A 14563-nucleotide genomic window follows, 5' to 3' on the forward strand; every position below is an offset into this window, starting at 1 on the left:
GGTACATTCTATTTCCAAGTGCGACATGCCAGTAATTTCAACGGCTTCGCCCTGGAGATTTTTGGATGTCTCGATGCTATTTACAGCTCACCCTCGCCGATCGTCGCCGCCTCCATCAGTTGGTCGAACGAAGTGTTCCGATCAACGAGATGGCGCGTCAGCTCGGCCGTCATCGCTCGACCATCTATCGGGAGATCAAGCGCAATACGTTTAGGGATCGCGCGCTCCCAGACTATGACGGCTACTATGGCACTGTTGCCAACGACATCGCCAAGGAACGGCGACGGCGCTTGAGAAAGCTGCGGCGTCATCCGCATCTGCGTCGTATGGTCATCGAAAAGCTGGAGGCCTACTGGTCACCAGAGCAGATTGCCGGCCGACTTCTGGCCGATGGGATCAGCCTGGTCCGGATCTGCAAGGAAACGATTTACCGCTTCATCTATGGCAAGGAGGATTACGGGCTTGGCCTTTATCGCTATCTGCCCGAGGCACGCCGCAAACGCCGTGCGCGTGGATCGAGGAAGCCACGCAACAGCGTGTTTCCGGCCAGTCACAGGATATCGCAACGGCCTGATTTTGTTGGCGATCGATCGGTGTTTGGACACTGGGAAGGCGATCTTTTGATCTTCGAACGTGAGCTCGGCCATGCCAATGTCACCTCTCTCGTTGAACGCAAGAGCCGCTATACCGTGATGATCAAGAACCCCACCCGGCACTCGCGACCGATCATGGACAAGATCATCAAAACATTCTCCCCCTTACCATCCCGCGCACGTCAGAGCTTCACCTTTGACCGCGGCACGGAGTTTGCCGGCTTCCGAGCTCTGGAAGACGGCATCGGTGCCCGCAGCTGGTTCTGCGACCCCAGCGCACCATGGCAAAAAGGTGCCGTGGAAAACGCCAACAAGCGCATTCGCCGCTTCATGCCAGGTGACACGGATCTGGCAGCCGTATCACAGCGCGATCTCACCCAACTCGCCCGCCACCTGAATGATCAGCCGCGAAGGTGCCTCGGATACAGGACACCGGCCGAGGTGTTTCTCGCGCATTTGCAGGAAGGCGGTTGATCCCCTACCTTGCAAAGTGGCCATGATGCACTTGGGTTAGCTTCTCCAAAAAACCGCCCCGGCGTCATGCCGGGACGAACCGGTAGGCCTGCCCGGCGGGCTCGGCGAATCCGACACCCGGATAGGTCCAGTGATAGCCGAGCATCTTCACTTTTTCCGAGGACGCGCGGTCGAGCAGCATCTGTCGGCTCTTCAACGCGATTTCGGGCTCGGTGTCGAAACCGAAATGCCAGTCCGGCCGCTCGAAGAAGATCGTGTCGCTGGTGCAGGCATCGCCCGTTACCAGCAGGTTCCCGTCGCCCGCTATCTCCACCGACATATGTCCGGGCGTATGGCCCGGCGTCGACACCATGGCCATGCCCGTCACGATTTCGTCGCCCGGCTTCACCCGCGTCAAGCGATCTTCGACGGCGGAAAGGTCGCGTTTCGCGCCCGTCGCGAAACCGTGCAGCGCCGCGGGCTGGCTGGCCTCGAAATCCTCGGCCATCCAGAAGGCCCATTCCGCCTCGCTGACATAATAGTGTGCGTTCGGATAAAGCACCTTGCCATCGGCCGTCGTCGTCGCGCCCGAATGGTCGGGATGCACATGGGTGAACACGACCTTGGTGATGTGCTCCGGCAGCACGCCCAGCATTTTCAGGTTCTCCGCCAGTCGTCCCGCGCTCGGCTGGAAATTGGTCCCGGAGCCGTTGTCGATCAGGATGAGGTCCTGCCCGTGCCGGATCAGCGGAATATTCGCCTGCACCGCGGCCCCCTTCGCGTCACCGCCGAGCCGCTTCAGGAAATCGGCGCGCTCCTCGGCGGATGCATCCGGCAGAAGGACCTCCGGCGGCAGCATGATGAAACCGTCGCTGACGACCGCTATGTCGAACGCGCCATGGGAGAACGTATGGACCGGGGCGGCAAGGACATTCCGCGGCAAGGCAAACGAAGCGGCGGCGGCGACCGCTCCAACGAGCATCTGTCTGCGGGTGGCGGGAATATTTTCAATCTCGAAGGCGGGCATCGCAAATCTCCTTTGAAAAACCAGTCCGTCAGCCCCTTTGCCGCATCACACCGAGATGCCGTAGCGCTGTGCCGCGTGTTTCAGCGACAGATGCGGGCCTAGCGCGTGGCGCGCCGCTTCCAAAGCCTGCCAGAGCCCGTCGTCGGCGAGCGACGGGATGGTGATGAGTTCTCCGCGGTCGAAACCCGCGAGCGCGGCATCCACCATCTCTTCCGCCTCCATGATCATGTCGGCGGGGATGACGTTAATGTCGATGCCGGCGCGCTCGAAGATTTCCGTGCGTGTGAAGCCGGGCAGCACCGCCTGGATTTGGGTGCCCTGCCCCTTCAGTTCCTCGGCCATCGCCTGGGTGAAGGCGAGCACGAAAGCCTTGCTCGCGACATAGGTTGCGTTGAACCGCTCGGGCATCAGCGCCACGACCGAGGCTATATTGATGACCGCCCCCTCGCCGCGCGCCGCAAAGGCCTTCGCCGCCTCGGCCGTCAGGGCATGCAGTACATCGACGTTGAGATGAACCATCGCGGCGAGGCCCGCGGCATCGGATTGCAGCACCGGGCCTTTCGGACCGCTGCCCGCACAGTTGACGAGCATGGTGATCCGGTTGTCCTCCCGCAGTTTCGCGAGCACCGGCTCCAGCCCCTCGCGAGCGGAAAGGTCGGCCGGGAGCGGCGTCACCTGGACACCGTGGCTTGCGGCAAGGCGCGCCGCCTGTTCCTCGAGACGGCCGCGGTCTCGGGCGACGGTCAACAGGTCGAAGCCGCGCCCGGCGAGGCGGTCGGCATAGATGGCGCCGATCCCCGAGGAGGCTCCGGTCACCATTGCGATTTTCCTTGGCATTCGCGTTCCCCTCTTCCTCGTATCGTTGAAAAGCGCACGCCGAACCGATGCAGGACGGCGCGCGCGGCAGTCCCGAGCCTAGCTCTTGATGAATGCCAGCAGATCGGGATTGATGATCTCCGGATGGGTCGTGCACATGCCGTGCGGCAGGTCCTTGTAGGTCTTGAGCGTGCTGTTCTTCAGCAGTTTCGCCGAGAGCGGCGCGGAGTCGGCAATCGGCACGATCTGGTCGTCCTCGCCGTGCATGACGAGCACGGGCAGGTCAATCGCCTTGAGGTCCTCCGTGAAATCCGTCTCGGAGAACGCCTTGATGCAATCGTAATGGGCCTTGGCGCCGCCCATCATGCCCTGCCGCCACCAATTGTTGATGACGCCCTCGGATGCTTTCGCGCCGGGCCGGTTGAAGCCGTAGAACGGGCCGGAGGGTACATCCAGGAAGAACTGGGCGCGGTTGGCGACGAGTGCGGCGCGAAAACCGTCGAAAACCTCGATCGGCAGGCCACCCGGATTCGTCTCGGACTTGACCATGATCGGCGGCACCGCGCCGATGATGACCGCCTTGGCGACGCGTCCCTTCCTGGCGCGGGCGACATAGTGCACGACCTCGCCGCCGCCCGTCGAATGGCCGACATGGATGGCGTCCTTGAGGTCGAGCGCATCGGTCAGCGCCGCGACATCGGCGGCATAGGTGTCCATCTCGTTGCCGGTCCAGGTCTGGCTGGAGCGGCCGTGGCCGCGGCGGTCATGCGCGATGACGCGGTAGCCGTTTTCGAGGAAGAACATCATCTGGTTGTCCCAGTCGTCGGCCGAAAGCGGCCAGCCGTGGTGGAAGACCACGGGCTGCGCGTCCTTCGGACCCCAGTCCTTGTAGTAGATTTCGGTATCGTCGGCGGTCTTGATGAAAGGCATGGCGGTGTCCTTCGTTTCGTCCTGATTGTTGTTCGATGTCTGCGCGTCGGCATATGTCGGAAGTGCGAGCGCCGCGATGCTGGCGGCGGCTCCAAGAAGAAGGTCGCGGCGCGTGGCTTCGACCGGGAAGGCGGTGGCCCGTTCATTCATGGCTTCCCTCCTGTGCGGACTTTGCCCGCGTCTCGTTGACGGAAATCAAGATGACGCAGGCGAAGCCGCTACACGAGTTAAGCGTCGTAAATCGATGCAAAGGCGACGTGCAGAAAGGCCAGTCTAGCGCCGTTCCCGGGCTCCGGAAAGCGTCTGAATGTCATGGCGCAGAACGCATCTCGCCGACCAGATGGATCAGCGCACGCGCCGCGTGGAGCGGCGACGCCTCGCTGTCGCCGAGGATCAGCAACCCGGCGCCGGCACCTTCCGGCGCAACCAGAGAATATCTGCCGGGAACGAGCGCCACCGGCTTTCCCGCGGAAAGGAACGCGCGCACGAAAGTGGCGACCACGCGGTCCTCATCCGCCCAGATCTGGCCCGAAAAGCCGATGCAGAAGGCCGCATCGAAGTCTTCCACGACGATCTGGTCGAGGCTTAGCGTATCGGCGAGTTCGTCGCGGGCGTTCCTGTCCGCCTTGAACCGCTCCACCGCGGGGCTTTCGTCCGGCGTCGCCCGCAGGGTCGCAAGGAGCGGCGGACCACCGAGCGGCGTTGCGATGGCGACCTCGACGCCCATGTCCCTGAAAGCGTAGTAGGCGGGTGCGATCCACGGCAGGCCGTCATCCGGCCGCTCTGCCTCATCCTCGACGATCAGGATCACGAAGCGAGGGATGAAGGCCATTTCTGTCATTCCACTCTCCCATTCTCGCCGCATCATCGCGATTTCGCGGCGGGGAACGAGTTGAGAGTTGTAAATCCGTGCAAATCCGCTCAGCCGCCGATGCCGGCATCGAGCGCGCGCCGATCCCGGTCGATACGGCGCGACCAGGCGAGCGCGCCGTCCTCTTCGGCCGCCGCCGCTGCGAGATCGAGGTTTTCCGTCGCACCGGCAAGTGCGCCCTCTCCCCCCGCGGCAAGCACAACACGCGCCCGCACCCGATGGAGTTCCGGCAGGCACCAGCGCTCGCCGGACAGGCGGCAATGATCGAGGGCTGCTTCTACCATCCGGGCAGCTTCCGCATGCCGCGCCTGTTCGCTCAAGGCCAGGGCGGCGACAGATTGGAAATAGGCCTGGAACAGCGTGAAACCCGCCCCTTCGAGGGTCGCCATCGCGGGGCGGAGCTGCCGGATGCTCTCCTCCGCCTGCCCTGCCCGCAACAACCGTTCCGCCTCGAAACAATCGGCATAGGCGTGCCACACATCCAGAGATAGTGCCTTGGTGTGTTCCCGCAACGACGCGATATAGCCCGCCGCGAGATCGTCCCGCCCCGACAGCAGCGCCAGCGGGCACGCCGCTTCCGCCAGCACGTTGGAAAGCGAGAGCGTGTGCCGGATTTCGCTGGCATAATCCACGGTCTCCTGCACTTCCAGCAGCGCGCCCTCCTCGTCTCCCAGCAGCCACATCGCCCGGGCGAGGATGATGCGCGCGGTGACGCGCTGGTCGAACTGGAAGCGGATGGAATGCTGCCCGGCCGGCAGGCTGGTATAGTCGCGCAGCATCTGCCGAAGTTCGTCGTGGGATTCCTGGTGACGACCCAGCCAATGGAGCGTGGCACCGCGCATGCGCTTGCCGATGATGACATCCATCGGATCCGCGGAGGAGCAGGCGAGCACACCGAATTTCTCGGCAAACGCCATGCCGAGCCGTGGTTCGCCGCGGTTGATGGCATCGACCCACAGCGCCCAGATCGCCCGCAACTGATGGTCCGCGTCGCCGATCTCCTCGGCGATCCTCAGCGTCGTCGACCAGGCCGCGATCCCGTGTTCGGGCGCGTCCGTCGATCGCATCTGCGGCCAGCCGAGTGCGGCATAGAGCTTCATGCGGCTGCGCTCGTCGAGGCCGGGCCGCTCTTCGAGATAGGCGATCGCCCGCGTGACGGCGACAAGGCATTCGTCGAGCAGCGACAGGCGGAAGAACAGCGGCAGGCTCGCCACCGTCAGCCGCACGCCGAGCAGCGGATCACCGGTCGGCGAAAAGGCCCAGTCGAGCGCAGCGCGAAGGTTTGCCATCTGCGACGAAAAATCCTTCGACCATTCCGCCATTGCGGTCGAATACAGTTCCTGCTCGGCGCGCTCCAAAACTGCCTGGAGATAGGCCGCAAGCCGCGCCATCGCAGCGTCCGTCCCGTTGCCTGCCGCGAGCTTCTCGGCGGCATAGATGCGCGTCGTATCGAGCAGGCGGTAGCGCGTGCCGATCGTATGCGTATCGGCGGCAACGAGCGATTTCGCGACGAGCGACGCCAGATCGTCTTCCGCCTCCGCGCCCGAAAGCACGGCCATGCCGGCATCGCCGCTGAACCAGCCGCGCAGGACCGAGAGTTCCGTCAGCGCCGTCTTTTCCTGCGCCGACAGGATGGTGTAGCTCCAGTCGAGCGTGGCCCGCAACGTCTGGTGCCGGGGCAGTGCAGTGCGCCGGCCGCGCGTCAGCACGCGAAAACAATCGGACAGGGACGACGCGAGACCCGGAATGCTGATCGTCTCCAGCCGCCCGGCCGCAAGCTCGATCGCCAGCGCGATGCCGTCGAGCCGCGCGCAGATATCGACGACGTGAGGGGCGTCCGCTTCGGACAATTCGTAGCTGCCGAGGCAGGCATCGGCGCGCTCGACGAACAATTGCACCGCCGGTGACATCATCGCTTCCCGGGCGCGGCTTGCCGTCGAGGGCAGTTCAAGCGGCGGCAGCCGGTGCACGCGTTCGCCATCCGCCCGCAACGGCTCGCGGCTCGTCGCCAGGATGCGAGTGGCCGGCGCGCCGCGCAAAATGGCCTCGGCAAGCGCGGCGGCGCCGTCGACCACCTGCTCGCAGCTGTCGAGCACCAGCAGGATGTCGCGCTCGGCGAGATGGCGGGCGATGTCACCCAGAAGATCGTCCGTTCGCGAGAGTATCCCAAGCGCAGAGGCGATCGAGGTCTCGACCAAGGCGGACTGCGCAACCTCGGAAAGATCGATCCACACAACCTCCGCCGCCAGCCCCTCGCCCGCCGCCAACGCCCGGGCGACGGTGGATTTGCCGATGCCGCCCGGCCCGACGATCGTCAGCAGCCGGGAGCGCACAAGCTGCGATGCGATCAGCGCGATCGACTGCTCGCGACCGAAGATGCGGGGTGAGGCAGGGAGGTGCGCCGGCACCAGCGAGGGTTGAGAGGCGGGCGGTGCCAGGTCGGCGATGAACGTATAGCCCCGCCCCGGCACGTTCGTGATGAACTTCGGCTCTTTCTGGGTATCGTCAAGCGCCTTGCGGAGCGCAGAGATATGCACCCGAAGATTGGCTTCCTCGACAAAGGTGTTCGGCCAGACATGCCGGACGATCTCCGCATTGGTCTTGAGTTCACCCGGATGCGAGGCGAGGAAGATGAGAATATCGGCGGCGCGGCTGCCGAGCGGCACAAGCTTTCCGTCGCGCAGCAGCGCCCGCCGGCCCGGCGCGATCGTGAACGGTCCGAATTGCATGTCGCTCACGGCATTGATCACGTCCCACCATCCGTCTCTATACCGGGAACACGCTGCCAGGCCGCCGCTTGCGGCATGGCGTCGAATGCGGAACTTGAGCGAAGGCCGCCAAAAACGCAAGCCGGTTGCAACCGCCTTCGCGTCGGCCTCTCATGGTGGTGCTCGTCTCCCCTGCACCGCCCGCCAGCGCGGCTTAGATTTCTTTGTTTTCACGCAATTCCGGACGCAAGACCGCTTCGCACTTTTGCTGGAATTGCTCTAGCGCCAGAAGCGCTTGGTGTCGATGAGCGCGTCATGCGCATCCGCCGCCGCCTTGATCACGGCCTGCCTGTTCTTGATGGCATTGGAGGGGAAGGCCGCCGCCGCATCGCCATCGAAACCGAGCCGTGCCAGCACCTCCGACATCGCGGCCGCGTCGTTCAGCGTGCCGAGCTGGTCTTGAAGCCTTTCCAGCGCAACGAGGAAACGGCCATGGCGGCGCTTCTGGCGCTTGCGGTCGAACAGCGCGGCGAAAAACTCGGTGGCATACCGCAATTTCTTGGCGTCCTTGCGCACCTCGTGGCGGGCATCGTCGTCGAGATCGACGAGATCGCGGCCGCCCTTCTTGACCTTCCGGCGCAGCCTGTCGAGCGCGCCGGCCGCAAAATCGCCGACTGGCCGCTCGCGGATTTCGCGCGTGCGGGCAAGGGTGAGCCAGTCGCCGCAGGCAAGCCAGCAGGAAAAATCCAGCATCAGCTTTCGCGCGCGCTCGGAGGCGAGCGCTTGGGTCGCCTCGTCGAAGGCACTTTGGCGAGCTTGCGCCATATTTTCGCTGAGCGCGTCATCCTTGCAGCGGGCAATCAGCACGTCGATATCCCGCACCTCGCCGAGAATGCCTGCGAGCCTTTTCAGCTCGTCCTTTAAATGCGGAAAAGCCGGGTCCTCCAGCACCGCCTTGAACACCGACAGCGCCGAGCGCAGCCGGCGCAGCGCGATACGCGCCTGGTGCACGGCCTCTTCGCCGCGGATATCGAGCAGCATCTCGTTCAAGCGGAATTGCCGCAGACACGCGTCGGCAATCAACCGGAAGATGCCGGGAACGGTCATATCGACGGTGAGCGCAATGGTCTGAGACTTGACGGCACGCGCGGCCGGGGCGAGCAGCCGGTAGCCGCGCTCAGCCTTGCTGAGCACACCCAGCCTAACAGGTGCGACGGCATCGAGCTTGCGGGCAAAGGAAAACAGCGCGGCCGGCGTGCCTTCCACCAGTTCCAGCTCGATTTCGCTGAGCGGCGTGCGGCGGTCGCCGGCGATGATATCGCCGCGATCCAGCGCCACCTCTATCCGGGCATCCTCCCACTCCACCGACCAGCGGCGCCGTTCGATGGCGACCTCGAAGGCCGGCTCCAGCGCATCGATGCGCCGGCCGAGGAAGGCGCGGATCGGCGTCGTGTCGTCGAGCACGGGTTCGTCGCCCTCGACCTTCCGCTCCCATTTCGGGCGGGCGAAGAGGCTGGCCGCACTGGCGCCCACCGCCTTGACGATCTGAATGCGCCCCTCGGCATCGTTGCGGATGCGCAGGGAAAAGCCGGCGGCGCGCAGGTCCTCGCCCGGCGTGTCGAAATAGACGGCGCGCCGCTCGATCACCGACGGTTCGCCGGGCAGAAGCCCGGATGCCAGAAAATCATCCGCCGCGTCGGACGCAAGATCGAGCTTCAGTTCGATTTCCTGTCCCAAATGCCGTTCTCCAGCTAAACCGGCCGACGCAAGAGCTACCGCACCCGTGGACAAGATCAACCCGGAAGCCATGTTAGACAAGAGGCGCCGCGGTCCAAGCCCCGGCGCCTCCTCATAAAATCACTCGGCGGGAACCGGGCTGAAGCTGCCCGAGCCCATCGACTGGTCGCGCGTTTCCCTGCGAACGGACGCACGGGCCAGCACGCTCTGCCGGTTGACCGACTTGCGCTCGGCATCGATGCGGCGGATCAGGATTTCCGCACGCTCGATGGAGCCGAGCAGAGCAAGGATCGTGCCGCGTTCGGCGGCACCCGCATTCGGACCGAGCGAGAGGGTGCGCGCGCGCAGTTCCTCGACGTCCGGATGGTTGGCATGGCCTGCCGGCATCTGCGGATCGGCCAGGCCGTAATCCGGCATGATGCTGCGCAGCGTCGCATCGAGCTTGTTGAGCCCGGCGTCGACGATCGGCCGGGCTTCGGCGCCGAACTTTTCCCGTTTCACGCGGCGGGCGACCTGGTGCATCGATTCCGTCAGCGCGGCGGTAAAGTCGGCCTCCTCGATCAGGCTGGCGATAAGGTCGAGCTGGTCGTAGGGCAGGTCTTCCTTCATCAGGTTCGACGTGTAGAGGCGGATGTCGCGGCTGAGGATATCGGTCGCAAGATAGTGCTCGCCCGGATCGGACGGCGCCTTCTTGTCGCCGCGGGCGATGTTGAGGAACATGGCACCGGCCTGGAGGTGGCGCGCGGTTTCCTTCTGGATCGCCGGCACGGCCTGGGCGAAGTCGTTGGCGAGCTTGCGGTCGAGGAAGCGCGGGGTCGAATAATCCTCGATGTCCTCCTCGTCGGTGCGGCCGACGCGCGACAGCACGCGCTCGAACACGCCGATGAAGGGGAAGAGGAGAAGCGTGTTGAAGATGTTGAAGAAGGTCGAGTAGAGGCCGACGGCGACAGGCACGAGCGGGAAGGTTTCCTTGCCGTCGACCAGCACCGGCACGGCCGGGTCGCCGCCGAACCACTGCATGGCCCATTCCAGGATGCCGATGGAGGCGAAGAACAGGGGAACGGTGATGCAGACGCCGATAATGTTGAAGGAAATGTGGGCGTAGGCGGCCCGCTTGGCGTTCTTGGAGAGATTGAGCGAAGCCATCCACGAGGTGATCGTGGTGCCGAGGTCGGCGCCGAGCGAGAAGGCGACGGCGGTCGTCCAGTCGAGGATACCGGCAGCACCAAGGCCCATGACGATACCGATCGTCGCGGAGGACGAGTGGATCATGGCGGTCACGCCGGCGGCGATCAGCACGCACTTGACGAGGTTGAAGTAGGAGTCGGCCTTCAGCGTCTGCAGAAGTTCCATGACCTCGGGCAGGTTGCGCAGCGGACGCAGGCCGCCGGTCATCAGGTTGAGGCCGTAGAAGATCAGCGCGAAACCCATGCAGGCGAGCGCGATGTTGCGCACCTTCTCGTTCTTCGCGAAGCAATAGACCAGCGCGAAGACGCCGCCGAGGATGAGGCCGAGCGGCCCGAGCGGCAGGGCGATCAGGCCGTTGCCGAGCGTCGTGCCGATATTGGCACCCATGATGACGCTGATGGCGGGTCTCAACCCTACCACCCCGGCATTCACGAGGCCGACGACCATGACGGTCATTGCGGTCGACGACTGGATGACGCCGGTAATGAAGGTGCCGGCGAGCACGCCCTTGACCGGGGTGCCGGCGGCTTTGGCGAGGAATTCGCGCATTTTATTAACGGAGAGGGCCTGAATGCCGTTGGCCATGAATTCCAGGCCGAGCATGAAGATGCCCAACCCGCCGATGACCGGCACCAGAACGTCCTTGAAGATATCGATTTCCATGGGAATACTCGTTTCTATTGGAGCAAATACGGCGTGCCGGAGCCTAGTTGTGCACGGAGCCCAGTTTCGCTCCTTGCAGACTGCCGGGTGCGGAAACGCGCTAAAGGTCAAGACGTCAAATTATCGTCGGCGTATTCGACATTTCTTTACTAGTAACCTTGCTTGACGCGCGGATGACAATATTGGCGGCATTGGGAAATCTCCGTCACAATTGCCGAAAAACCCGCTGTCATCTCGGTGAAATGTCGGTGTGATCCAAAACCACGCAGCAAGAGCGACCCTGCTCCCACGCGACGATGGAGAACCCGATGAACGACGCGACACAGCCGAAAGCCCTCGATACCCGAACCGCCATCGTCACCGGCTCCACGAGCGGCATCGGCCTCGCCATCGCCCGCCGCTTTGCCGCGGCCGGCGCCAATGTCGTCATCAACGGGCTCGGCGATGCGGGCGCCATCGAGGCGGAACGCGCGGCGGTCGAAGCGGACTTCGGTGTGCGCTGCGTCTATTCCCCGGCCAATATGCTTTCCGGTGCCGAAATTGCCGAAATGGTCGCGCTGGCGCTGGAAACCTTCGGCAGCTGCGACATCCTCGTCAACAATGCGGGCATCCAGCATGTCGCCCCCATCGAGGACTTTCCGGACGACAAGTGGCAGGCGATCATCCAGATCAACCTGATCGCCGCCTTCCACTCGATCAAGGCAGCGCTTCCGGCAATGAAAGAGCGCGGCTACGGCCGCATCATCAACATCGCCTCCGCCCATGCGCTCGTCGCCTCGCCCTACAAATCGGCCTATGTCGCGGCCAAACACGGCATTGCCGGCCTCACCAAGACCGTGGCGCTCGAAGCCGCCACCAACGGCGTCACCGTCAATGCCATCTGCCCTGGCTACGTCTGGACCCCGCTCGTCGAAAAGCAGATCCCCGACACGATGGCGGCGCGCGGGCTGACCAAGGAGCAGGTCATCCATGACGTGCTACTCGAAGCGCAGCCGACGAAGGAGTTCGTCACCGTCGAACAGGTTGCCGGCCTTGCATTGTTCCTGACGAGCGCCGAGGCCGCCTCGATGACCGGCGCGATCCTCTCCCTCGACGGCGGTTGGACGGCGCACTGACCGCGCCGTGGCGCATTTCTAACGATCAGGGATGAAAAGATGAAAGCCGAAGACGTTCGCAACGCCTATGCCATGCCGCTGACCAACCCGGCCTATCCGCCGGGGCCGTACCGGTTCATCGACCGGGAATATGTCATTATCAGCTACCGCACGGACCCCGAAGCGCTGCGCGCGGTCGTGCCGGAGCCGCTGGAAATCGTCGATCCCATCGTCAAGTACGAGTTCATCAAGATGCCGGACTCGACCGGCTTCGGCGACTATACGGAATCCGGACAGGTGATCCCCGTCCGCTTCGACGGCGAAGAAGGCGTCTATGTGCACGCGATGTATCTCGACGACGATGCGCCGATTGCCGGCGGACGCGAGATCTGGGGTTTTCCGAAGAAACTCGCCTTTCCGAAACTCGTGCATGAGGGCGAGGTGATCGTCGGCACGCTGCATTACGGCTCCGTGCTCTGCGCCAGCGCGTCCATGGGTTACAAACATCGCTCGGTGGATGCCGGCGAGATCATCCATGCACTTGCCAAGCCGAATTTCCTCGTCAAGATCATCCCGCATGTCGACGCGACCCCACGCATCTGCGAACTGGTGCGCTATCATCTCGAAGACATCACCGTGAAGGGTGCATGGACCGGCCCGGCCGACCTGCAACTCTTCCGCCACGTCATTGCCGATGTCGCCCGCCTGCCGGTGCTGGAGATCGTCTCGGCCGTGCATTTTGTCGCCGACCTCACGCTGGGGCTTGGCGAAGTGGTGCATGATTACATGGGCGAACCGGAGTGAAGGACAGGATCATGGACGAACAGGTCAGGTTGCAGCCCAAGCGCAAATCCGAAACGCCGGATATCGCCGACATCGTCGGCGGCTATCCAGCGGTCGGCCTCGTCTTCCAGGGCGGCGGCGCGCTCGGTGCCTACCAGGCTGGCGTGTTCCAGGCGCTCGACGAGGCCGGCATCGAGGCGAATTGGCTCTCCGGTGTGTCGATCGGCGCCGTGAATGCCGCGATCATCGCCGGCAACACCAAGGGCAACCGGCTCGACCGGCTGCGCGATTTCTGGGAGACGATCTCCGCCCGCAAGGTCTGGCATTTCACGCCGGAGGGCGACGTCTTCCGCAAGCTGCGCAACCAGGCGAGCGCCATGATGACGATGACGTCGGGCCTGCCCGGCTTCTTCGCGCCGCATCGCATCAATCCGTGGTTCCAGCCGCCCGGCGCCTCCACGGCGACCAGCTTCTACGACACCGCAGAACTCAAGTCGACGCTCGACCGCCTGATCGATTGGGATGTGCTGAACGATCGCCGCCAGCGGCTCAGCGTCGGCGCGGTCAATGTGCAGACCGGCAACTACCGCTATTTCGACAGCCATATCGAAGTGCTCGGCGCCGAGCACGTCATGGCCTCGGGGGCGCTGCCGCCCGCCTTCCCCGCGGTCCTCATCGAGAACGAATATTACTGGGACGGCGGCATCGTCTCCAACACACCGCTGCAATATCTGCTCGAACAGGAGGACGTGCGCGACACGCTGGTCTTCCAGGTCGACCTGTTCAGCGCGCGCGGCATCCTGCCCCGCGACATGGCGGACGTGCTCGCCCGGCACAAGGACATCATGTATTCCAGCCGCACCCGCAACAACACGGACACGTTCCGGCGCATCCACAATCTGCGCCTGAAGCTGCTCCAGGCGCTGCTGCGCGTGCCGCCGGAGGCGCTGACGGACGCGGACCGTGCGTTCCTCACCGCCATGGAGGATGTGCCGCAGATCAACATCGTGCATCTGATCTACCAGCAGAAGATCTACGAGAGCGATGCCAAGGACTACGAATTCTCCGGCACCTCGATGCGCGAACACTGGGATTCCGGCTACCAGGACACGCGCAAAACCCTGAAACACCGCCGCTGGCTGGAAAAGCCTCCGGAATCCGTCGGCATGACCGTGCATGATGTGCATCGGGACGATCCAAGCTGATCGATTCCAGAAATACTATTTTTCGAAAATAAATCCCAATATTTCCCTGTCACGGACTTAATATTATACGGTCATCACGGCATTACAATTCCACGTTTCTATGAAGAGGCCAACTCTTAAACAGGAGAGAGAGACATGGAAGCCAACCGTGAAATCGAGAAGGATTATTCGCTGATGGAGTTCGTCGCAGAACTCCGCCGGCTGGCAGACACGCTGGAATCGAACGAGCGTTTCTCGATCCAGATCGACGAAGAAGACGTCCTCGTTCCCGAGCACGCCACGCACTCGATCGCTTTCGAGATCGAAGACGGCCGCGCCGAAATCGAATTCCAGCTGACCTGGGAAGCCGGTGAAGCCGAAGGCGAAGACGACGAGCAGGACGACGCCGAAGGAAAAGAAGAAGAAGCCGCCGCTTAAACCGCATCGGCCGGCACAGGGGTAGCCTTTGATCTGCCGGGTTCTGCGGCGAAGCCTCCGCCGCAGAGCTTCTGCCCG

12 protein-coding genes are annotated in these 14563 nt (G+C 63.7%); 5 read left to right on the forward strand and 7 right to left on the reverse strand.

All coding sequences use genetic code 11. From position 1 onward, the window contains the following. Positions 1-65 precede the first annotated feature (65 nt). Positions 66-1067, forward strand: a complete 1002-nt coding sequence (locus VGN93_RS23225; protein WP_327509370.1) for an IS30 family transposase — start codon at positions 66-68, stop codon at positions 1065-1067. 64 nt (positions 1068-1131) lie between these two features. Here the strand turns inward: VGN93_RS23225 and VGN93_RS23230 are convergent, their stop codons facing one another. From VGN93_RS23230 to VGN93_RS23260, 7 genes are all read right to left on the reverse strand, one after another. Continuing rightward, positions 1132-2073, reverse strand: a complete 942-nt coding sequence (locus VGN93_RS23230) for an MBL fold metallo-hydrolase (protein WP_414714156.1) — start codon at positions 2071-2073, stop codon at positions 1132-1134. Between the two features lie 45 nt (positions 2074-2118). Further along, the gene (locus tag VGN93_RS23235; RefSeq protein ID WP_327509371.1) at positions 2119-2910 is read right to left on the reverse strand and encodes an SDR family oxidoreductase; all 792 of its coding nucleotides are present in this window, start codon (positions 2908-2910) and stop codon (positions 2119-2121) included. Positions 2911-2988: 78 nt separating this feature from the next. Beyond that, entirely contained in the window at positions 2989-3819 is an 831-nt protein-coding gene (locus VGN93_RS23240) for an alpha/beta fold hydrolase (protein ID WP_414714178.1), read from the reverse strand. A gap of 310 nt (positions 3820-4129) precedes the next feature. Further along, on the reverse strand, positions 4130-4660 hold the full coding sequence (locus tag VGN93_RS23245; protein ID WP_327509373.1) for a transporter: 531 nt from the start codon (positions 4658-4660) through the stop codon (positions 4130-4132). Positions 4661-4740: 80 nt separating this feature from the next. Further along, positions 4741-7419 carry an ATP-binding protein gene (locus VGN93_RS23250; protein ID WP_327510013.1) on the reverse strand — a complete coding sequence of 893 codons (2679 nt, stop codon included), beginning with the start codon at positions 7417-7419 and terminating at the stop codon, positions 4741-4743. Between the two features lie 258 nt (positions 7420-7677). Continuing rightward, the gene (locus tag VGN93_RS23255; RefSeq protein WP_327509374.1) at positions 7678-9135 is read right to left on the reverse strand and encodes a CHAD domain-containing protein; all 1458 of its coding nucleotides are present in this window, start codon (positions 9133-9135) and stop codon (positions 7678-7680) included. 120 nt (positions 9136-9255) lie between these two features. Beyond that, complete coding sequence (locus tag VGN93_RS23260; RefSeq protein ID WP_327509375.1) at positions 9256-10986, reverse strand: Na/Pi symporter; 1731 nt, start codon at positions 10984-10986, stop codon at positions 9256-9258. Between the two features lie 308 nt (positions 10987-11294). Between VGN93_RS23260 and VGN93_RS23265 the strand changes: the two genes are divergently transcribed. The 4 genes from VGN93_RS23265 (at position 11295) to VGN93_RS23280 (ending at position 14485) form a co-directional block, all read left to right on the forward strand. Then, on the forward strand, positions 11295-12101 hold the full coding sequence (locus VGN93_RS23265; protein ID WP_327509376.1) for a 3-hydroxybutyrate dehydrogenase: 807 nt from the start codon (positions 11295-11297) through the stop codon (positions 12099-12101). 39 nt (positions 12102-12140) lie between these two features. Then, positions 12141-12884, forward strand: a complete 744-nt coding sequence (locus tag VGN93_RS23270) for an acetoacetate decarboxylase (protein WP_327509377.1) — start codon at positions 12141-12143, stop codon at positions 12882-12884. Between the two features lie 11 nt (positions 12885-12895). Beyond that, a complete protein-coding gene (locus VGN93_RS23275) occupies positions 12896-14068 on the forward strand; it encodes a patatin-like phospholipase family protein (protein ID WP_327509378.1) in 1173 nt (390 codons plus the stop codon). A gap of 135 nt (positions 14069-14203) precedes the next feature. Next, positions 14204-14485, forward strand: coding sequence for a hypothetical protein (locus VGN93_RS23280; protein ID WP_327509379.1), 282 nt, complete (start codon positions 14204-14206; stop codon positions 14483-14485). Positions 14486-14563: the final 78 nt, after the last annotated feature.

The sequence above is a fragment of the Shinella sp. genome (genome assembly GCF_035998705.1).
GTDB lineage: Bacteria > Pseudomonadota > Alphaproteobacteria > Rhizobiales > Rhizobiaceae > Shinella.